The sequence below is a fragment of the Streptomyces sp. NPDC002076 genome, assembly GCF_053593835.1.
The window spans coordinates 1-18,845 of sequence record NZ_JBSFDI010000029.1 but is presented as its reverse complement, the minus strand read 5'-3'; the positions used below and the strand labels follow the sequence as shown (position 1 = coordinate 18,845).

At 69.5% G+C, this 18,845-nt stretch carries 17 protein-coding genes and 4 pseudogenes; 7 read left to right on the top strand and 14 right to left on the bottom strand.

Annotated elements, in window-relative coordinates; all coding sequences use genetic code 11:
• Nucleotides 1-82: 82 nt before the first annotated feature.
• Nucleotides 83-982, top strand: coding sequence for an alpha/beta fold hydrolase (locus ACWCQS_RS39885; protein ID WP_451009037.1), 900 nt, complete (start codon nt 83-85; stop codon nt 980-982).
• 46 nt (nt 983-1,028) lie between these two features.
• Here ACWCQS_RS39885 and ACWCQS_RS39880 read toward each other — a convergent pair whose 3' ends face one another.
• Both ACWCQS_RS39880 and ACWCQS_RS39875 read right to left on the bottom strand, forming a co-directional pair.
• Nucleotides 1,029-1,310 (bottom strand): hypothetical protein, encoded by a 282-nt coding sequence (locus ACWCQS_RS39880; protein ID WP_451009036.1) that lies wholly within the window; start codon nt 1,308-1,310, stop codon nt 1,029-1,031.
• A 675-nt stretch (nt 1,311-1,985) separates the two neighbouring features.
• Complete coding sequence (locus tag ACWCQS_RS39875; RefSeq protein WP_451009035.1) at nt 1,986-2,726, bottom strand: alpha/beta hydrolase; 741 nt, start codon at nt 2,724-2,726, stop codon at nt 1,986-1,988.
• Nucleotides 2,727-3,250: 524 nt separating this feature from the next.
• Here ACWCQS_RS39875 and ACWCQS_RS39870 point away from each other — a divergent pair.
• A complete protein-coding gene (locus ACWCQS_RS39870; RefSeq protein WP_451009034.1) occupies nt 3,251-3,988 on the top strand; it encodes a hypothetical protein in 738 nt (245 codons plus the stop codon).
• Nucleotides 3,989-4,098: 110 nt separating this feature from the next.
• Here the strand turns inward: ACWCQS_RS39870 and ACWCQS_RS39865 are convergent, their stop codons facing one another.
• The 6 genes from ACWCQS_RS39865 to ACWCQS_RS39840 form a co-directional block, all read right to left on the bottom strand.
• Entirely contained in the window at nt 4,099-4,509 is a 411-nt protein-coding gene (locus ACWCQS_RS39865; RefSeq protein ID WP_451009033.1) for a hypothetical protein, read from the bottom strand.
• Nucleotides 4,510-5,005: 496 nt separating this feature from the next.
• Nucleotides 5,006-5,503, bottom strand: coding sequence for a DinB family protein (locus ACWCQS_RS39860; protein WP_451009032.1), 498 nt, complete (start codon nt 5,501-5,503; stop codon nt 5,006-5,008).
• A 360-nt stretch (nt 5,504-5,863) separates the two neighbouring features.
• Nucleotides 5,864-6,115, bottom strand: a complete 252-nt coding sequence (locus ACWCQS_RS39855) for a hypothetical protein (protein ID WP_451009031.1) — start codon at nt 6,113-6,115, stop codon at nt 5,864-5,866.
• On the bottom strand, nt 6,109-6,525 hold the full coding sequence (locus tag ACWCQS_RS39850) for a hypothetical protein (RefSeq protein WP_451009030.1): 417 nt from the start codon (nt 6,523-6,525) through the stop codon (nt 6,109-6,111). Before ACWCQS_RS39850 ends, ACWCQS_RS39855 begins: the two co-directional genes overlap by 7 nt.
• Before the next feature lie 211 nt (nt 6,526-6,736).
• Nucleotides 6,737-6,898, bottom strand: coding sequence for a hypothetical protein (locus tag ACWCQS_RS39845; protein ID WP_451009029.1), 162 nt, complete (start codon nt 6,896-6,898; stop codon nt 6,737-6,739).
• Between the two features lie 22 nt (nt 6,899-6,920).
• Complete coding sequence (locus tag ACWCQS_RS39840) at nt 6,921-7,418, bottom strand: hypothetical protein (RefSeq protein ID WP_451009028.1); 498 nt, start codon at nt 7,416-7,418, stop codon at nt 6,921-6,923.
• Nucleotides 7,419-7,471: 53 nt separating this feature from the next.
• Between ACWCQS_RS39840 and ACWCQS_RS39835 the strand changes: the two are divergent.
• Nucleotides 7,472-9,265 (top strand): annotated as a pseudogene (locus ACWCQS_RS39835) (helix-turn-helix domain-containing protein); the annotation flags it as partial.
• 36 nt (nt 9,266-9,301) lie between these two features.
• On the opposite strand, the pseudogene ACWCQS_RS39830 reads toward ACWCQS_RS39835, so the two are convergent.
• Nucleotides 9,302-9,900 (bottom strand): annotated as a pseudogene (locus ACWCQS_RS39830) (XRE family transcriptional regulator); the annotation flags it as partial.
• A pseudogene (locus ACWCQS_RS39825) lies at nt 9,864-10,237 on the bottom strand (mobilization protein); the annotation flags it as partial. The pseudogenes ACWCQS_RS39830 and ACWCQS_RS39825, both read right to left, overlap by 37 nt.
• A 696-nt stretch (nt 10,238-10,933) precedes the next feature.
• On the opposite strand from ACWCQS_RS39825, the gene ACWCQS_RS39820 reads away from it, so the two are divergent.
• On the top strand, nt 10,934-11,617 hold the full coding sequence (locus tag ACWCQS_RS39820; protein WP_451009027.1) for a GNAT family N-acetyltransferase: 684 nt from the start codon (nt 10,934-10,936) through the stop codon (nt 11,615-11,617).
• 48 nt (nt 11,618-11,665) lie between these two features.
• On the opposite strand, the pseudogene ACWCQS_RS39815 reads toward ACWCQS_RS39820, so the two are convergent.
• Nucleotides 11,666-11,944 (bottom strand): annotated as a pseudogene (locus ACWCQS_RS39815) (IS5/IS1182 family transposase); the annotation flags it as partial.
• A gap of 289 nt (nt 11,945-12,233) precedes the next feature.
• Here ACWCQS_RS39815 and ACWCQS_RS39810 point away from each other — a divergent pair.
• The 3 genes from ACWCQS_RS39810 (at nt 12,234) to ACWCQS_RS39800 (ending at nt 14,740) form a co-directional block, all read left to right on the top strand.
• Nucleotides 12,234-12,947, top strand: a complete 714-nt coding sequence (locus ACWCQS_RS39810; RefSeq protein WP_451009026.1) for a restriction endonuclease — start codon at nt 12,234-12,236, stop codon at nt 12,945-12,947.
• A 273-nt stretch (nt 12,948-13,220) separates the two neighbouring features.
• Nucleotides 13,221-14,435 carry a hypothetical protein gene (locus ACWCQS_RS39805; protein WP_451009025.1) on the top strand — a complete coding sequence of 405 codons (1,215 nt, stop codon included), beginning with the start codon at nt 13,221-13,223 and terminating at the stop codon, nt 14,433-14,435.
• A complete protein-coding gene (locus ACWCQS_RS39800; protein ID WP_451009024.1) occupies nt 14,432-14,740 on the top strand; it encodes a hypothetical protein in 309 nt (102 codons plus the stop codon). Before ACWCQS_RS39805 ends, ACWCQS_RS39800 begins: the two co-directional genes overlap by 4 nt.
• Nucleotides 14,741-15,003: 263 nt before the next feature.
• Here the strand turns inward: ACWCQS_RS39800 and ACWCQS_RS39795 are convergent, their stop codons facing one another.
• The 3 genes from ACWCQS_RS39795 to ACWCQS_RS39785 form a co-directional block, all read right to left on the bottom strand.
• Entirely contained in the window at nt 15,004-15,435 is a 432-nt protein-coding gene (locus ACWCQS_RS39795; protein WP_451009023.1) for a hypothetical protein, read from the bottom strand.
• Nucleotides 15,436-16,347: 912 nt separating this feature from the next.
• On the bottom strand, nt 16,348-17,142 hold the full coding sequence (locus tag ACWCQS_RS39790) for an SDR family NAD(P)-dependent oxidoreductase (RefSeq protein ID WP_451009022.1): 795 nt from the start codon (nt 17,140-17,142) through the stop codon (nt 16,348-16,350).
• Between the two features lie 85 nt (nt 17,143-17,227).
• Entirely contained in the window at nt 17,228-17,803 is a 576-nt protein-coding gene (locus tag ACWCQS_RS39785; RefSeq protein WP_451009021.1) for a TetR/AcrR family transcriptional regulator, read from the bottom strand.
• Nucleotides 17,804-18,845 lie beyond the last annotated feature (1,042 nt).

Here is an 18,845-nt window from a genome sequence, read left to right as displayed (position 1 = left end):
GCCCATCCTCCCATCTTGGACTGATCAGTTCAAGACGTGCTAGCGTCGAATCACGGTCCACCCGCCTCGATGGAGGATTCCCATGACCAACCCCGTCCCCGCCCTGCCCCTGCATGACCTGGCCGGATTCACGCACCGCTGGGTCGACGCCGACGGCGTCCGCCTGCACGCCGTCGAAGGCGGTCGGCCGGACGGACCGGCCGTCGTCCTGCTCACCGGGTTCCCGCAAACGTGGTGGGCCTGGCGAAAGGTCATGCCTGCTCTCGCCGATCGGTTCCGGGTCATAGCGATCGACCGGCCGGGCCAAGGCAGTTCCGAGCATCCGGAGCTCAGCTACGACACGCACACGGTCGCCGCGCACATCCAGGCCGCCGTGAACGCTCTCGGCGTGCGGGACTACTGGCTCGCCGGGCACGACATCGGCGCCTGGGTCGCCTTCTCCCTCGCCCTGAACTACGAGAGCCGACTGCACGGGGTCGCGCTGCTCGACGCCGGAATTCCCGGTATCACCATGCCGGAAGCGATCCCCCTCGAGCCGACTCTGGCGTTCAAGACCTGGCACTTCGCGTTCCACGTGGTGCCCGATCTTCCCGAGACGCTGATAGCCGGCCGCGAGCGGGAGTACATCAGCTGGTTCCTGAAGACCAAGTCCCTCGCGCCCGACGCGTTCGAGGAAGCAGAGCTCGACCACTACGGCGCGGCCCTCGCCGTCGATGGCGGCCTGCGCGCCGGCCTCGCCTGCTACCGCGACGCCGCCGAGTCCGCGCGCAAGAACCGTGCGGCACTCGAGCAACGGCGGCTGACCGCGCCCGTCCTCGGAATCTCCAGCAGCCACGGCTCGATCCCGGATATGGCGGCCTCCATCAGCCCGTGGGCCGAGAACGTGACCGGCGTCATCGTGCCCGACGCCGGTCACTACATCCCCGAGGAGCAGCCCGAGGCCGTCGCCGCCGCCCTCACCGACTTCTTCAGCGGCCGTTAGTGCTCTAGTAGTAGGGCGATCCCCATTGCCGTCGGGGGCCCGTCAGTTACGGGCCCGCCCCGCGCGCCTGCGGACGTGCCGTGAACCGCCCGTCGCCCCGCTTGTGCAGCCAGCCCCGGGCGGCGAGCTTGGTCATCTTCGCCCGCAAAGGTTCCAGCTTGCCGTGTACCGAGGCGTCCAGCCCCAGCCGCTCGCCGACCGCCCTGACCCGCACCGGGCCGTCCGCCTCCCGCACGATCGCCAGGATCTTGCGGTAGTCGCCGGGCAGCCCGCCCTCGTCGGCCGCGTCGCCGCGGTGCGGGATGAGCAGGATCGCCCGCCCGGCCACCTTCGCCGATGCCGGAGCGACAGCCCGGCGTCGGCCCGGGCCTGCTCGGCCAGGCGGTTCAACACTTCGCTCCGCGACCGCCAGTTCGTGCCGCTCGGCCTGCCTCCTGGAGTTGCTTGCCCAACTTTTCGGCGAGAGCGTCCAGTTCGCTCCGGCGGGCGGTGATCCGCTGCCGCTCCTGCATCCCCCGCGCCCTCCCGCGTTCTCACGGCGTGCCGACCTGCTGGCGGATCGTAGGCGGAGGCCGGTCGTGGGCGCAGCCAAACCCGGCATCCCGCCAGAGCCGGACCTGCCCGATGATCTACACCATGGTCATCGGCCGCCGACCGCCACGAGTACCCAACTCGCCATTCACACCAGACCCGTGACCTGCGACTTCACGATGGACACCGCTCAATGGCGAACCGGGCAAACCGTCCGCAGCGACGCGTACACACGCGATCAGTTCATCTCGCTGGCTGAGAACGCATCAGCCCTGACCTGTACACGAGTTTGGGAGGCCCTCGAAGGCTCTGCAGAAATCGAACAGTTCATGACTTGCGGCAGCGTGGGCCCCTGCCGAGAGTTTAGCAGGGGCCCACGGCGTAAACGGTTAGGAAGGGCCGGGACCTGTCCTCGATGAGCAGTATGCCGCCGGCATCAGCTACCTTCTGCTGCCGGTCTCACGGCCCGGCCTCATTTCAGGTGCCGTGTGAAGAACTGGGCAGCGGCTTCTCCCGCGAACTGCGGGACGCCGGTGTGACCGCCCATATTGGCGTGCAGGGACTTCTCCTTGGAGCCGAAGGCGTCAAACAGGTCCAGGGACGCCTGCCGGTCGTTACCTTCGTCGTCCCACTGCAGCAGGACATGCAGCGGAATAGTGACCTGCCGGGCTTCCTCGAACATGACGCGAGGTACAAGACTTCCCGCGAACAGACCGGCGGCCACGATGCGCGGCTCGACCACCGCTAGCCGGATGCCGATAGAGATCACTCCCCCCGAGTACCCGACCGGACCGCCGATCTCGGGTAGCGACAGGAAGACGTCCAGCGCGGCCTGCCATTCCGGGACCGCCTTGTCGACCAGCGGGAGGATGAGGGCGTCGACAATCCCGTCGCTGACTGGCTCGCCGGCCTGCATCGCCCGGCGCAGGTCGGCGCGGGCCTGGTCGAGGGCGGGCCAACTGGGCCGGTCGCCGCTTCCGGGGAGCTCGATGGTGGCCGTGGCGAAGCCCTCCGCCGCAGAGTGCCGGGCCCGGGCCACCAGTCGGGGGTACATTTTGCGCAACCCGAGCGTGGGGTGGCCGAGCAGGATCAAAGGCACCGGTGCGGAAGTGGATGCGGCTTCGGGCGTCCACAGGATGCCGGGGATCTCACCGAAGGTGAATTCGCGTTCGAGAACGCCGTCGTCGAGGCGTTGCTCGGAAGTGAAATGCATGGTCGTGCCTTTCGGGAGTGCACTACAACGGCGCTCCCGGACGACCTGTCTATCGCCCGACCGTGACCCCGGAGGGGAGCACCCATGTCAATACTGCGTTCACGGGTACCACCTCCTCGCTCTCTCGCACGGCCTCCGGAAATGTAGCAGTGGTCGGCCCTCGTCCGTCAAACGGTTTTTGCGGAGTCTTCGTGGCCGGGCGCCACGGAGACGTTGCGCAGAGCTGCTGGGGGGCCTCGTCGCGGGTTTCCCGAATGGTGGCTCTGCGACGGCGAGGTGCATTCGTGCTGTCGTTCCTCACGAACATCGAACACGTCGCACCCCCGACGCCTCCCAAACTCGTGTACAGGTGCTGTTCGTTCTCGTGAACAAAGCCACTCGTCCAGGCCGCCGCCGACAACGACCGCTACGAGCTGCGCCGTTCGGCCGAGATCGGCCACAACCTGCTGTGGGACGCCGCCGGCCTGCTTCAGGACCAGGACACCCGTACGGTCTCGGCCCAACTCATCGACCGCGAACGGCTGATGGTCCAGCTCGCCAGCCAAGTCACCCAGACCCTGGACCGCATCCGCACCGAGGCCCGCTTTGGCGAGGAGAACCAGCCCGGCGGGCACGAGGCGCGGCTGGGCCCGTACCCGCCCAGCCTTACGCGCACGACCTCGCCAACACCCCGCCGCACGCCCGGAACGCCAGCACTGAAGGCAGAGCGCCCCATGACCCAGGCCCAGCCCGACAACGCGACGCGCACCACGGACGTCTACCTCCTCTTCGCACACGAGCCGTACTACCCCGGCGACGGCGTGCAGGAGATCAACACCACCGTGGTATCCGCCGCCTCCCTGCTGCACCCGCAGGTGCGCCAGCCCGACGGCGTCCGCATCCACGACCTCCTCACCCGCGGTCGTCGAACGGGCGAGATCATCCCGCTGGCCGCCCTCACCCACGAATTGGGCGGCGGGGCCGACTGGCCCAAGGTCGGCGACTGGGAGGGCGTCACCACCGACCTGGTCCAGCTCGTCCACGCCGGCCGGTGCGACGCCCTCAGCCTCGGCCTGCCCGAGATCGCGCGGGCCCTGCTGTGCACCGGGCCGCACAACCACGTCCGCGCCTACGACGCCGCAGCCGACGACTTCCTCGTCTACGGGGCCACGGAGCGCGATGCGGTCCTTGCAGAAGCCGGCAGGTACTTCACCCAGCTCGTGGCCGAGCAAGCCCTCTGGCCCGGCGACGGTCTGCTGCCTCCGCTCATCGACCAGGTATGAGACCGCTGAGAGTGGAACCCCAGGTCCCCGGCCAAACCTCGACCACGAGACCCCGACCATGGTCACGAGCGGGAAGCAGCCCCATGGCCGGGGCCGTGGTCGGTGCTCGGCTAGCTGACAGGCCACACGCTTGGGCTGCCCGCTCGTACGTAGTCGGCGTATTCGTCCATGCCGAGGCCGCGGTTCATCCATCTGCTCCGGACTGCCCCGGTCAGCGACTCTGCCAGCTCGAGCGCCCCCAGCGGCTCGGATGCGATCCCGAGTTCACAGAAGGGCATATCCTCGTCGTCCTCTTGCGGGTAGAGGAACGGTGGAAGCGCGTAGAGATTCCGCTGTCCCCGGTAGCCCTCGGCCCGATCCACGCCGCCGTACAGCGTGATCACGTAGCCATGCTCCCGCGGCCAGATCTCCACCCATGCGACGCCCCGCTCGCCGTTGTGCTCCTTCGGCCCGAGGAACTGCTCGATCTCTGCTCCACGACGCAGTGCCCCGACGGCGAACGCTTCAACCAGATAACGCATGCCACCACCGTAAACGGGAGGTCTGACAGCAGAAGCCGGCGATGCCGGCGTCGATCAGACCGCCCCGTGATCATCATGGTGTGGCTTAAGTTGAATACGGGGCGGCCTGTGCCGCCGGTGTAGACGTGGGCGCGTTCGAGGCGCACATCGCGGAGCTTGCCGGGCTCATAGCACCGCTCTTCTCGCGGCGTGACCTGCGGGCGAACGCGGCGCCGTGGGTCGACGCTTCTGTGGGAGTGGTGGTCTGTCGTGTCGCCGTTGCTGTGGTTGCTTGGCGGGCGTGCTGGCGGACAGAGCTGGGCCAGCTTACGAGGTTCTCAGGCGGGCGGGCTGCCTCCTCAGCTCTCCGCAACCGGTCGGCCAGGACGGGCCCCGGGACCGCGCCATGGCCCCGCTCCGTGCCCGCCCTCGCCCCACCCGACCCCGGGGCCGGCAGGCCCCCGGTCTGGCACCCGACCGTCCCGGGCCTGTCAGGGGGCCGGGCCCCAGCCGTTCGCTACTGTTCGGCGATTTTGTTGATGCGTTGGCGCAGGAGGTCGGCGTGGCCGTTGGGCCGGGCGTATTCCTCGATCATGTGGGTGAGGATGTAGCGGAGGGAGTAGACGTCGTTGCGGTATCGCCCGGTGACGTCGGGGGATTGGGCGGCGTCCACGATGTCGCGGGATCGGGCGCATTCCTCGTGCCAGATCGCGAACGCCTCTAACGGGTCTGCGGTGTCGACGGCGAAAGCGCCGCCGTCGCTTCGGGGCCAGTGCACCTCGCTGTGCTCGCCGTTGAACACGTTCCGGAACCAGGTCCGCTCGACGTCAGCCATGTGCCGGACGAGGCCGAGCAGCGACAAGCCCGAGGGCCGCACGGCCTTTTTTCTGAGCTGCTCGGCTGTGAGCCCTGCACATGTCATGGCCAGCGTGTCACGCTGGCGCTGCAGGAAGCCGGTCAGCGTGGCGTGCTCATCGGCCACCCGCAAAGGTTCGGTCCTGTCCCGGTTGTCCATCGGATCATCATGACAGCGAGGGGCGTACGGCAGTCGGATCTGTGCGGCTGACCTGCGCCGCCGATGACCGGCTGGCGTTCGGCGGTTCGGCTCGAGCCTTCGGCGTGTGGGGGCCGGCCTTGGCGTGCGTTCGGTGGTGGCTCCGCCCCCTCGCCCCGCCGTCGGCCGACGCCGTGGTGCACGGCCTTGGGGCGGGCGGCTCTTCTTTGCGTCCGGGAGGCGCAAACGGGCCTTGGTGCGCGGTGCCTTAACCGCCCCACAGGGGCCGACGGCCCCGGGCCTGCCCTGCGCCCGATCGTCGCGGGTTACGTCAGGGGTCCGGCCCCAGCCCTCGTTGAGCCCCCGTCAGGGGGCGTGCCCCTACCGGTCGACGGCCGGTTTCGCGTGTGTGGGGGAGTCGGTGTCGTAGGGCACCTGCGGGCGGTGGCGCTGGCGGGCCATGGTGCCCTGGGAGACGCCCAGCAGCTTGGCGATGGAGGTGATCGAGCGGCCCGGGTCGGGCAGCAGGTCCGCGGGCGGCGCGGATGGCTTGTTCCTCGATGACCGTCCAGCCCGCCCGGCCGTCCGTCGTGTCCTGGTCGACCGTAACGTCGACCAGGGCACGGTCAGCACACGTATTCTGACGGCGAGTACAGGTTGTAGCTCGCCCCAGCGAAGGTAATGCTCGCCTGAGCCTGGACGTAGCAACTGGATCGCCAGTTGGTGGACCCACCCCAGATGTTGCCGACGCTGTACTGTCCACCGGGGATGAAGGTCCAGTCGCCGTGCTGTCCGTTCGAGTTGATCCACTGGGATCCCGCATACACGAACGCGGAATTGCTCAAGTACGTGTAGGGCTGCCAGTACCCGTTGCCGCCGAGGTGGATGCATTCCTCTACCCACGTCCCGTTGGGGAGAGTGGGACCGCCGTCGCAGTAGTAGCTGTCGGCGGCGTGAGCAGTAGTAGCGCCGAGCCCGACCAGTCCGAACGTGGACAAGGCCACAGTAGCGGCGCCGGCCGCGAGTCGGTTCCTGAGCTTCATGGGTCCCCCCTGTGTGCGATCACGGCCAGGCATGGCCGCTCGACGTCCCTGCTGTTGCCGCTTGACCCCGCCCTTGTCCGGAACGGCTCGGCCAGGTTTGCGGCCGTGCAAAGTGTTGTTTCCTGCACGATTCCGTACACCTGGGACGCCGGCACGGAATCAGAGCGTGAGTCGGTCCGGGCCGGCCCCGCCTTGGAGAGGCCGGACCGACTCACTGTTCAGGCCACTCGCTGGCGGGCTCAGCCTGCTCCTCGCCAGCCGGCGCGTCCTCGGCGGTCGTGTCCGCCTCGGCGGCCGCGGTGGTCTCCTCGGTTTCGGTCGTGTTCGTGTTGGCGTCGCCCGTGTTGGCGCTCCCACCCGTCCAGCTGGGCATGGGCTATCCACCTCCCGTTTGGCTATCCGGAGTGCGCGCCGATGTTGAAGCGCGGGGTCTGGACGTCGCCGAGGTAGTGACCATTCAGCCAGAACCCGGCGGAGATCACGTACGTGCCCGCAGGCGCATCCCAGGTCTGCCAGCCCCAGTCCCGGTACGGCTGCGCCGTTCCCGGGTAGGCCATCCCCTTCTGGGCGGCAGTGGTGCTGTCGCAACCGAAGTCGTGGGGCCAGGGGCCGCTGGGGTTGTACACGTCGATCGCGTGCGCGCAATACGTCACCGCGCTGCCGGAGTTGTTTTGGTACGGAACCCAGGGCCAGACGTGGTAGCCGTCGTCCTTAACGTAGTAGCAGGAGCCAATGGAGATGGTGTTGGTGACAGCGACCGTGGGGCCGTTGATTCCCGCTCGGCAGGCGGTTGCGACGTCCGCGTGGGCGCTGCCGGTCCCCGTGACCACGCCCGCGATGGCGATGCTGCCTGCGACGGCTGCCTTGGTGATGCGTCCGGTCCAGCCGGGCATGATTCCCCCTCGTGTAGCCCCGGAGTCGTAGCCGAGACGCCGGGAAGTTGCGGATGGCGGCACTTCAAGGGCCGTGGACAGCCAGGCGCGCGGAGTGGGCGGTCTCTCCTCAGCGGTTGGTCCAGTGTTTCTGGGTGCCGGGAAGGCCCAGTCGTTCGGTCAGGAACGCGAGGATCTCGGCTCGGGCCGCTGCGGTGGGGTGCCTCTCCGGTGCCGTGCAGATCAGAATCTATGACGGCTGCGGGCGACGCGAAGGACCTGTTTGCACTGTGAAGCGGTCGCTCCGGTGCCGGTCTGCACAGCGAGCCTTGTTGTGCCCCTGCCAGCACCTGCTTACTCTGCGACCGAACCGACTTGTGAGTCTCTCGGGGGGCGACATGCACGGTGATCTGCGTGCGGACACAGCGACCGCCGGACGGATTCGACGGGCCGACGATGTGCTGGATATGCAGCGTGCTGCCCGCAAGGGCGGCACCGGGCCGGTGCTTCGCTGGCTGGCGGGCCGCACCGGCGCCACCGTCTTGCTGATGAACTCTGCGGGTACTCCGGCCCACCCGCCCCGCGCTCCCCTCGGCGACGCCGAGCGCGTTCTCGCGCTGCGCGGTGCGCGAGAGTTAGCTGAGCGGCGCCTGGGATCCGTTGCCATCGACCAGGACGGACTCACCTGCATCGTCCTTCCCCTCGACGGATCGCGGGGTGCCGCCGCACCTCTTCTCGCTGCCGTTGTGCCCCAGCCGGCACCACCTGAACTGCCGCTTCTGCTTGCGGACGCCACATCCGTGCTGAGTCTGAGCTGGCTGGCGGAACACACCCGGCGCAAGCAGCGCCGGCTGAGGATCGCCGAAGCCGGGACGCGCGAAGCAGTCCTGCATCTGCTGCTGAACGGCCATACGTCCGCCGCGCGACAGATCGCGGGGGCGCTGCGCCCGGCTCTGCCCGCGATGGTGCGGGTGTACGTCATCGAGGGTCCGCCGAGAGTTCGCGGCCAACTGGTCAGGGAACTGACCGATGCGGCCGACGGCGCGTGGATCGTGCCGTGCCCGGTGTACGCCGACCACCTCTTCATGCTTACGCCCGGTGACGGCGCCCCGGCACCGGTCTGGCCCCCCGACCTGGCGGCCGCCTGCTGGATCGGAGAGAGCAGTACCGTGCCCCTGCGGGAAACCGCCACCGGCTACGCTCAGGCCTTCCATGCTCTCGCCGCCGCACGCGGCCGCCCCGAACGGCAGGCCTCGTTCGCGGCCAACCCCGACCTGGCAGCGACCATCGGGCCCGCTGCAGCGACCTGGGCCAAGGCCCTCCTCTCACCGATCCATACCCACCGTGCCAGGCGGGCCCAGGACCCCGACAGCGCGGAACTGCTGGCCACCGCCGCGTCATGGCTCAGCTTCCACACCCGTGCAACGGCCCACCTGGATATTCACCGCAACACCCTGAGTGCGCGCCTGACATGCATCCAAGAACTGCTCGGCTTGGACCTGCATCGGCTCGCCGACCAAGCCGCACTGGCACTCGCTCTGCGCACCGTCGCCGCACAGATCCCGCCCCCGCCAGAGGGCGATGCCGCACGGGCGGGGGAAATGTTGCCCACCTTGGACGAACTCCTGGCGCTGCCCCGCGTCGGGGTGTGGGCCCAACAACAGTTCCGTCCTGTCACCGCGCCCGACGTCCCGGCATGCATCGCGCAGACCCTCACCACCTGGCTGCGCCTCGACGCACGCATCGGCCCCACCGCGGCTGCACTGTCCATCTCGACATCCGCCGTACGCAAGCGCCTGACACGTAGCGAAGCACTGCTCAAACGCTCGCTTCTACGGTCCCCCAGCAGCATCCATGACCTGTGGCTAGCACTCCGCGCCCTCAAGCTGGCCGAGCCAAGCGAAGGCGCCCGGGGCGGGCTGGGCGTGGGCGAGCCGGGTGGTGGTGATGGCCCGGGAACGGATCATGTGGGGCCGGAGGGCGGACAGGCAGCGGTGGGCGTGGTACTCGGCGGTCGAGTAGTCGCCGAGCGCCAAGTGTGCGGAGAGGGCCGGGGAGTCCAGCTCGGCCTGGTCATAGAAGGCGAGCATCCACACCGGCTGGTAGTCGGCGGGTCGGCGCGCAGCATGGCGTCCTGGGCCTGCTCGAAGGCCCGGCGGGTGCCGGTGCGCTGGCCCATGTGGCGGTACATGGTGCCCGCGTGACTCCGGATGCGGACCTTGATCGCCTGACCGCCGGACATCTCAGCCAGGGCCTGGGCCTCACGCATGTGCGCCTTGGCGGCGTCGTAGCGCCGGCCGTCGATGGCGGCCCACATCGCGGAAGAGCGGAAAGCGGCTGCTGAGGCATAGAGGTTGCTGCGTACCCGCTGGGTGGCGCTGCCGGCGTTCTGGAGGTTGAGTGCCTCGTCGGCGAGGGCGGCGATCCGATCCCGGAGGAACGCAACCCCTGCGGTTCTGACGGTGTCTATCGGCGCTGTCGGTGCTGCTGTTTGGTAGGCGATGGAGGCACCGAGGGGAGCCGACCGTTTCCGGTCTGCTGAGTGGGGATCGAGCCTGCCATGGTCGACTGCAGGCGGGCAGCTTGGGCTCGGCGGTTGGATGCTCGGTTGCAGCCGGTGTGCTGAATGCGGGTGATGAGCACGGGGGCGGGCTGTCGTGCGGTGCTCAGCTCGCGCTCGGCAGCGGCTTCCTTGAGCAGCTGGTGGGGTTGATAGCCGCGGGTTCCGCGTCGGCGAGGACGGTGGCGAGCGCGGGCCAGGCCGGGTCGGTGAGGATTCGCTCGGCGTGGTCGGGGACGGCTGCTCGTACGTCACTGGCCAGAACGCGGCGGGCTTCCTGCGAGGTCGGGCCCGGGCGTGGGCAGGCGCACCCTCGGGCGTGGGGAGCTACTCGGCCTCGCCGGTGGTGGCCTGGCGGCGGTGCTTGGCCATCGCTCGGGCGCCCAGCCGCGACGAGACGATCACGCTCCAGCCGCACGAGCAGCGCCACGGCGGAGCCGTCGTACACCTGACCGCTTTTGCGCTCACGGCTTTCTCCGATCAGGCCCCGGCCGGACGGCCGGTACCAGCCGGACGGCTCCCCGGTGCTGATCAGGTGCCGGGCCTCGGGGGCGCACAGCAGACGCAGGCCTGCGTCTGCCACGGCGGCTACCCGCCAGTGATCCCACTCGGAGCCCTCCAGTCGGTCGGCGAGTTCCGCGCCGGTGGTGCTGCGCAGCTCGATGCGGCCGTCCGGCCAGACGCCTGCAGATGCGCCGGGCATGCTCCAGCCGAGCGAGCCGCCGGACTGCCGGGGGATGCCGTTGCGGTGATCCGGCGTCATCCGCGCGAGCAGCCGGACACGGGACATGGCGGCGGACGGGTGCCGGTGGTCGGCCGTCTCCGGCGCGGCCTCGGCGATGGCGACCAGCCAGGCCGGGCCGACCGGGTAAGTAAGACCGACCGGCAAATGGAGGGCGGCGTCGTGTGGCGGCGGCGAACAAAGGGGGACGGTTGTTCGCCGGCCCACCGGTTGCGGTCATGCTCTAATCGCCGGATGACGAAGATCGAATCAGGGCTCATACGACGTTGGCTGGACGGCTGGACCATCGCCCGCTCCCTGCCCGAGGCCGAGCCGGTCGAGCCCGCCGGGGACGGCCTGCGGTCCAAGTGCGACCAACCCGGCCGCGAGGTAGAGGTGTTCGCGCTGCGTGCGGACGAGGAGCCCGAGTCCGTAGCACGGCTGGCGGCAGCCGTCGCCGCCGCACGGCAGATCACCTGGCTCACTGTGCCTACGCTGCGCCCAGGCACAGTCGAAGCCATCGTCGGCGCCGCCGGACTGGAGTTGCTCAAGCGGTCAGAGTGGTTCATGACGACCGATCTGACCGGGCACCCGCAGCATGCGCCTGCCGCGCCGTACGAGCGCGAGGTGCGCACGGAGGGACCAGTCACGATCGTCTCCCTCTACGCCCCCTCCGGAGAGGTGGCAGCGTGCGGCTCCATTGCCGTGGTCGGCGGTGATGCGATCGCCGATCGCATCGAGACGGACGCAGCGCACCGCCGACGCGGCCTGGGCCGCGCGATGATGAGCGCTCTGGCGGAGGCGGCCGTGTCCCAGGGTGCCCGTACTGGTCTTCTCATTGCCAGCGAGGAAGGACAGCGTCTCTACTCCTCCCTCGGCTGGCACCACAAAGCCGACGTCCTGATCGCCCGGGGGCCGGTGGTTCCCTCCACCTGGTAGAACGTGTCTCGTTGTGCGGAGGCCCATGTATGACCGGCCGGAATTGGATCACTTGAGGCGTCGGGTGGTGGGGCGGCCGTCCCAGCGGTAGCGGCTCGTTGCCCGGCGGATCAGCATGCGGAGCGTGACGAGAGCGGCGGCGAGGTAGAGGTAGAAGTCCACGACGCTGCCGCTCTTCTCTGTGCAGCGCCGGAGCTTGACGTAGCCGTTCATCCACGAGTGCGTGCGCTCGACGACCCAGCGCTTGCCGGCCTGAATCGGGGCTGGCACTCCCTTACGCGCGATCTCGGCCGTGAATCCCAACTCGGCTATCAGCGCACGGGTCTTAGTCAGTGGCCGCTGCTACATCAATCCCCACAGCGCAGGCCGCAGCGGGTGGCCCGCCGTGTTGCTGCAAGGAGTTGGCGGTGGCGAAGGTGCCTGAGGGATACCACGTGGTGCGTCGGCACATCCGGCGCAATCCGCGCCCCAGCGGGAAGAAGCTCAGCGGCTGGACGGTCGCCGGACTGATTGCGGGAGTGTGGTTATGGAGCCAGCTGTTCGGGTTGGGTGAAGCGTCCACTCCCCGCACGCCTCCCGCTCCCAGCCCGTCGGTGTCGGCTTCTGCGGGCCGTTGATGGGCCGCCCGCGGCTGAAACTGCGTGCCCCGCGGGGGCGTGGCGAACAGCTGGCGGCGGCCGCGGTGGTGGCCGCCGCGGGATGGATGCTGCTGAGGACGGCCGCCGTGCTGGGGCACGCGGCCCTGCACGCCTGGCCACTGACGGCCACCGTCGTGGCCACTGCCTTGGCCTGCGGGGTGTGGCGGATGGCGCGCTCTGCCGCGGGGCGGCGGACGCGGGCGGTGCTGCTGGCCCGGCTGCACATCATGCTGGAGGAGTTCGGTGCCATGGACGACCGGCAGTTCGAGTACGCGCTGCGGGACCTGCTGATCAGAGACGGCTTCCACGCGCGACAGGTCGGCCGCGCCGGCGACCAGGGCGCCGACGTCATCGCCGAGCACCCTCGCCTGGGCCGCCTGGTGGTCCAGGCCAAACACACCACGGTCGCCGCCCGCGTCGGCTCCCACGTGATGTACCAGGTGAAAGGAACCGCCGGACCCGTCCACCGCGCCGACATCGCCGTCGTCGTCACCAACGGCCACATCACCCGCGATGCCAAAACCTGGGGCCAGCGTCACCGCATCCACTGGGTCGACCGGGACCGGCTCGGCCAGTGGGCCCAAGACGGCATCCCGCTGCACCAACTGCTGCGACTGCCGCCCAGAGGGCGACGCAGGACATCCACCCGCCTGGCCCGAGGCGCATCGTCCTCCACGTCCGCGACGAGCTGAGCCCATGGGGCAGCCGGGGCAGCCTTTTAAAGCCCGGCGAATTGCGCGAGCATCCCGGCTGACCCGGCACCTGTGCTCTGCTCCGGCCCGCCTGCAGATCCGGGTTGCTCCGATGCCCGGTACAGCGGGTGTCGAACCCGCTGCCGCACCGGTTGCGTGTGTGTACGGTCGTCGGTGCAACTCCCGATCCAGGCACGGACCGCACCCGCCCCCCGGGGCGGCGGCTCGCGACAACGCACCCCACACAGCAAGGACAGGCAGGAAGAAGCAGTAGTGGAACACGGCGATTCCCCCACGGTGCTGCCCCGCATCGCCCGGCTGGTGGCACGCAGCGCGGACCTCAAGAGCGAACTGGTGGCCTTCGCGCACAGTCCCCGCTTCGCCCGGCGGTTGGATGCCCGGCTCGAGGAGGCAGCGGACCGGCTCGGCTTCCTGGACGAGGCGATGGTCATCGAGACCATCGACCACTTCGTGCTGCAGCACCGGCTGGCGGACGGCTCGAGCGTTCTGGAGCGGTTTGTGACCCAGCGGCGGCCGCCGCTGAGCGAGGACGAGCGGGCGATGCTGCTCGGCTGGCGCGACGTGGTGGAGGCAGTCTTCGAAGTACAGGGCTCTCAAGGGGATGCCGTCGTCCTGCACAACCTGCTCGATGACCTCCTCTACCGGGTCCACTCCAACCTGGGCCGGCGCGCCCTTGGCCAACTGCGCACAGGGATGTTCGTCGCCGACCGTATCGTGCCCGTCCACCCCGACACGGACGCCTGGCTGGTCAGCGGCAACCTCACCACCTACCCACCCGGCGACGGACCGCAGCTGGCCCAGATTGCCGTCCAGACGCTCACCGTCCATCCGCAGCTGCTGCGCCGCAATCCCGACATGCTGCGCAAGGCGTGGGAGATGCAGGCCGAAGCCCGCGCCGACTTCATCGAGGTGTTCGGTACCGACATGCTCGTCCTGGATGCCGGCGAGGCGCCCGTACGGATGCGGGAGTACCACCGTCACCGGCAGGACAAGGCCCTGGCCGAACTCGACGACGAAACCGCCACGCAGGCGATCAACGGCAGGCCTTCCCTTGACGAGCTCAGCAGTCTGCCCGAAGAACTCCGCCACGCGGACACCGTCGCCGTGATCTTCGACGAGACCGAAGGCCTGTGCTACTACGCCGACTTCGGCCACCTCGACGTGCTGTTCGCCGATCCCGCCCTGGCCCGTGACCGCACCTACCTGAGCCGGCTCAGGCACTACCTGAACGACGACTCCGTCGCTCCCATGGCCATCCGCCGACTCGTCCAGCGGCATCCCACGAACGCCGACGCCGTCTTCCGCGCACTCCTGCGCAAGCCCACCTTCGCCTGGGCGCGGGACGGGGAGGAGCTGCTGCGCCGCCGCAAGGCAGATCACTTCGCGCACGAGCCCTTGCCCAGCATCACCCCGGTCGGCGCCCGCCTCGCACAACTCCTGCGCACGCAAGGGAAGAAGAGGCGATGAGGCTGTCCACCGCCGCACTCGACGCCCTGGTCGCCGAGGCGATCGTCGATGCCTACGACGAGCACGAACAGCTCGCCGCCTTCCAGGCGGTCATCGAGGACCGCCTGGCCCTGCCGTTCACCACCGTCGTGCTCGGCATCCCCGTGACCGTCACCGCCCTCCAGGACCGGCCCGGCAGCCCCATCGCCGCCTGGTGCAGACACGGCCGGCACGCTCAGGCGATCGGCATCCTCGACCTACCGCTGCCCGACCCCGCGCCTGAGGGATGGGCCTGGGTGGAGGCCTACCGGCACTGGACATCATGAGCCGCCTACGCGCTGGACCCTTCCTCGTGGCTACCCCCCTGTGAGGAAGGCGGCGGCAAGGGCCTGATCACCGAGTCGGCTCCCGCCGCGAACTGGCGCATCCGAAGAGTCTGCAGGCGGTTCGTCGCGGCCATCACCCGCCCCGGCAGTGTCGAGCGTCAGAGCAGTCCACGGCGCTGCGGATCACGAGCAGAGGGGTGGCATGCTGTGGGAACTGCATCTCGTCCTCAGCGGGGCCTGGCGGGACGAGCTTCCGCTGACCGTCAGCTGGTCCGGCGGATGGAGGCGCCGAGGAGGATGCCATCGGTGACGGTGTAGTCGCCGGCATACGTTTTGAGCGTGCCGTCGGTCTGGGTGGCATACAGGACGGCGCGGACGCGGGAGGTCCCGAATTCGCTGATGGTGCCCAGGGCGATGCTCTGGGTGGTGCCGAACCCGGCCACCCACCGGTCGTAGGTCGTCCCGGCGATGTTCGAGCCGCCGAGCGCCCAAGCGGCCGCGTAGTCGTGGTCGGTGATGTCCTGGTAGTACTGCGAGACCACCGCCGAGGCGTTGGTCAGATGCGGCCGAGGAGCCGCCGGGGGCGCCGTCTTTCGCAGGACGGCCGTCGTGGCCGGCGCCGCGGACGTCGGCGCAGGGCTGGCGGTCGAGGTCGTCGCGGTGGGCGGCACCGGGGCCGGCACGGTGCGCGTCACGGTAACGGCCGGAGCTGCCCCGGAAGCGGTTCTTGCGGAGCAGGCGGCGAGAGGCAGGACAGCGAGCAGAACGGCAGCCGAGACGATACGGCGCACGGGCCCCCCTTTGGCGGTGCGGAAGTTGCTGCGGACACCGTGGCATCTGCGCACGGAGCGGGTGCCGTTGTTGGCCAGAACGTTGTCATCGGACGGGCCCTGCCGAACCGCCTGCCTTCTGCAGCGCCTTGAGGACTTCCCCGGGGCTGGCGGGAGAGCTTCTGGAAGCACCGGAGGAGCATCGCAGCCGTTGCGGCGCGGAGAAGCGCGCAGACGGCTTGGAGCAGGAGGCGGTGGCGCACGCGGATTCTCCAGTTGGGGCAGCAGGACGCCAGGACGTGCGCGGGGATGGTGGAGGCGATGTATGCGGGCAGACGGCATGAGTGCACGCGATGCGTGCTGGCAGCGGGTCGGTGCTGCGGGCCGCGCACCTGCGGTGCTGAGCCCCCTGCGGGCCGCAGGGCAGGTTCCCGGCGGGCGGGCGTCCGGTCCCGGCGGCAGGCGGGGACGTCCAGGTGCCGCGCCGGCCGGGGTTGCGCCGGCCGGCAGCCGCCCGCGCCGCCGTGTAGCGGCTGGGAGCCGTGCAGCCAGGCGGGGCCTGCTCGGCGGGCCGCCGCAGGTGCACCCGGCCGGTGGTCCGCGAAGCGGCTCGGGGTCCATATGCGCGGCGCCGTTGCCTGCCTTCTGAGCCTGTCGCGCCTGCTCGCCGGGCTGGGCGGCTCGGCTGCGAGCTGAAGAAGCGGCTCAGGGGTGATCGTGTCGGTGACCGGTATTTCTCTCTCCGTCCGGATTGAAAGTTGAATGGCGAACGGTTTTGGTCTGTGGTCGTCCGTGGGACTGTCGTGGCGCCTTGAGGTGCGGGTGCCGGGCGTGGTCTCAGAGCGTCTTGGTCTGGCCGCCGTCGATGAGGGTCTCCGTTCCGGTGATGTTCGCGGCGAGGGGTGAGGCGAGGAACAGGGTGAGGTCGGCGACTTCGTGCGCCTCGCTGATTCGTCCGGACGTGATGCCCATGCTCTGCGGGACCACGACGTCCAGCGCTTCCTGTGCGGTGGTCCCGGCGGCCGCGGCGGTGGCGTCGGCGAAGCCACCCGGCGCGGTCCAGAACGGCGTGCGGACCGGGCCCGGGGCGATGGCGTTGACGCGCACGCCCTGAGGTGCGAACTCCTCGGACAGGGACTTGTTGAGGTTGGCCAGCGCGGCCTTGGCCGCCGAGTAGTCGACCACCATGGGGAAGGGCAGCCGGGCGTTGATCGAGCCGATGTTCACGATGGCGGCGTCACCTGCTGCGATCAGATGCGGGAGGGCGGCGCGGCTGGCGCGGACGGCGCTGAAGAAGGTCAGGTCGAAGATCCGCTGCCAGTCGGCGTCGTCGACCTTGAGGAACGACTCGCGGGGTTCGGCGGCGCCGACGTTGTTGACCAGGATGTCCAGGCGCTGGTGGCGCTCGACGGCCTGCTGGATCAGGGTCTCCGCCCCCTCTCTGGTGGACAGGTCGACCGGCACGATCGTGACGTCGTGATCGGCCGCCAGGGCGTCCAGCTCGGGAGTGGAGGAGCGGCTGCCGGCCACGACCTTGACGCCCTCGTGGGCCAGCTTCTCGACCACGGCCAGGCCGATGCCCTTGCTGGCTCCGGTGACGACGGCGACCTTGTCCTTGAGGTGCAGTTCCATGACGGTCTCTTTCTGGATTGATCAATACATAATTGAGGTACGGTGAACCGCGGATGCGGGCGCTGTGGAGGTTTTCCGGGGTGTCTCAGCCCAGTGCGCGCATCGCCGTGGACAGGGCGTCCTCCATGAACTCCCTCCCCATGCGTGCTCCGCCGATGACGCGGATCCCCTGGATCAGCGTGGTCAGGAACCTGGCCAATTCCTTCGGGTTCTTCTCGGGAGGGATCTCCCCTCGCACTTGTGCCCGCTCCAGGGCGCCGGTGAGGAGGGACTCGACCTGCCGGATCGCGGTGTTGACGCGGTCCGCCGCCAGAGGCTGGTCGCCGCACTGTGTGGCGGTGTTGACCACGAGGCACCCGCGCGTGGGGTCGGTCAGGTCCGCCTCGATCAGGGAGGCGAGCACCCTGCGGATCGCGGGCAGGATCTCGGGCGCCCCGTCGAGGGCCGTCTCCAGGCTGCGGCCCTGGACGGAGACGTAGCGGTCCAGGGCGTGGATATAGAGCTGCTCCTTCGAGCCGAAGGCTGCGTAGAAGCTGCCGCTGCCTATCGACAGTTCCTTCAGCAGGTCCTGCAGGGAGGTCTCGGCATAGCCCTGACGCCAGAACAGATCCATGGCGCGGTCTACCGCCTGGTCGATGTCGAACTCCCTGATTCGTGCCATGGGGACAGCGTAGCGCGCTTTGTGGATTAGTCAATCCATAATCGGGGGCTTGGCTCGTTCGAAGGTATCCGTGCAGGTGAGGGCGTGTGTGCCGGGAGCTTCAGGTCCGGCACGGGGATGTCGACGCGGCCGTCACCGTCGGTTCGGCGGCCTGTGGGGTGACCTTGCTGGAGGCTCGGCGGTACGGCGAGCGGCGGAGCATCTGCCGCTCGCCGCGGCACGGTCACCGGAGCACCCGGGCGGGTACGGGCGGTCTCCGCCGGCAGGTTCTGTACGACCTCACGGGCCACCGCCTTCTCACCGATCACGCCGAGGACGCCGCCCAGGCGGCTGAGGTCGACGAACACGGGCCGGCCGTCGGCGTTCGCGCCGGCCCGGACCGGGCAGACCCGCTGGCACACGCTGTCGGGTACGCGGGGGCCGGCAACCGCCGACGGCCTCGCGACTGAAGCAGTCCGGCACGGCCGCCGGACGGAGGGGGCAGACGGTGAAGACGCCGCTGGGACATCGGTCTCGGTCGGGCGTCCTGGTGACGGCCGCGCGGACGGCCTCGGCAGTCGCCACTGTCCGCCGGCACAGTCCGCGTGCCGCTCTCCTCGGTGAGCGCCTGTGCCCGGTCCCGGTGCTCTCGTGGCCGGGGTTCCGGAGCAGCCCACCGCCGGCCGGTGTCTCGGTGCAGGTCAATGGCGGGACGAGCCGCGAGTACCTGCACCGAGTCACGGACCGGGCATTCGGTGCGTGGCCGAGCCGATCGCCTGGTGCCGCGGCAGGCAATGTCTGCCCGTCAGGGAGCGGGGTCCGGTGCGTGCTCTGGGGGTCCCCCCCGGCCGGAGGCTGGGGGAGTGCCGGACGGAAGGCCTCGTAACTGGACGTACTCGGGCTTTCGGCCGGTGCGGCGAGAGTGCGTGCCGGGCGTCGCAACGGGGCCAACGTTGCCTGCTGCGGCACTAGTAGGACTCCGTTACGTCTGTCTTGATCTTGGTGTGGTCCTGCTGGGCAGTGGTCGGTGGCAGGTGGTGCAGATGCCGGTCCAGCAGTTCAG

Bases quoted from the DNA above. Each gene is read 5' to 3' on its own strand.
- ACWCQS_RS39785 (WP_451009021.1), bottom strand. From the start codon at position 17,803: ATGGCACGAATCAGGGAGTTCGACATCGACCAGGCGGTAGACCGCGCC.
- ACWCQS_RS39810 (WP_451009026.1), top strand. From the start codon at position 12,234: ATGGGCCGCCCGCGGCTGAAACTGCGTGCCCCGCGGGGGCGTGGCGAA.
- ACWCQS_RS39840 (WP_451009028.1), bottom strand. From the start codon at position 7,418: ATGCCCGGCTGGACCGGACGCATCACCAAGGCAGCCGTCGCAGGCAGC.
- ACWCQS_RS39790 (WP_451009022.1), bottom strand. From the start codon at position 17,142: ATGGAACTGCACCTCAAGGACAAGGTCGCCGTCGTCACCGGAGCCAGC.
- ACWCQS_RS39875 (WP_451009035.1), bottom strand. From the start codon at position 2,726: ATGCATTTCACTTCCGAGCAACGCCTCGACGACGGCGTTCTCGAACGC.
- ACWCQS_RS39870 (WP_451009034.1), top strand. From the start codon at position 3,251: ATGGTCCAGCTCGCCAGCCAAGTCACCCAGACCCTGGACCGCATCCGC.
- ACWCQS_RS39865 (WP_451009033.1), bottom strand. From the start codon at position 4,509: ATGCGTTATCTGGTTGAAGCGTTCGCCGTCGGGGCACTGCGTCGTGGA.
- ACWCQS_RS39820 (WP_451009027.1), top strand. From the start codon at position 10,934: ATGACGAAGATCGAATCAGGGCTCATACGACGTTGGCTGGACGGCTGG.
- ACWCQS_RS39860 (WP_451009032.1), bottom strand. From the start codon at position 5,503: ATGGACAACCGGGACAGGACCGAACCTTTGCGGGTGGCCGATGAGCAC.
- ACWCQS_RS39850 (WP_451009030.1), bottom strand. From the start codon at position 6,525: ATGAAGCTCAGGAACCGACTCGCGGCCGGCGCCGCTACTGTGGCCTTG.
- ACWCQS_RS39845 (WP_451009029.1), bottom strand. From the start codon at position 6,898: ATGCCCAGCTGGACGGGTGGGAGCGCCAACACGGGCGACGCCAACACG.
- ACWCQS_RS39800 (WP_451009024.1), top strand. From the start codon at position 14,432: ATGAGGCTGTCCACCGCCGCACTCGACGCCCTGGTCGCCGAGGCGATC.
- ACWCQS_RS39885 (WP_451009037.1), top strand. From the start codon at position 83: ATGACCAACCCCGTCCCCGCCCTGCCCCTGCATGACCTGGCCGGATTC.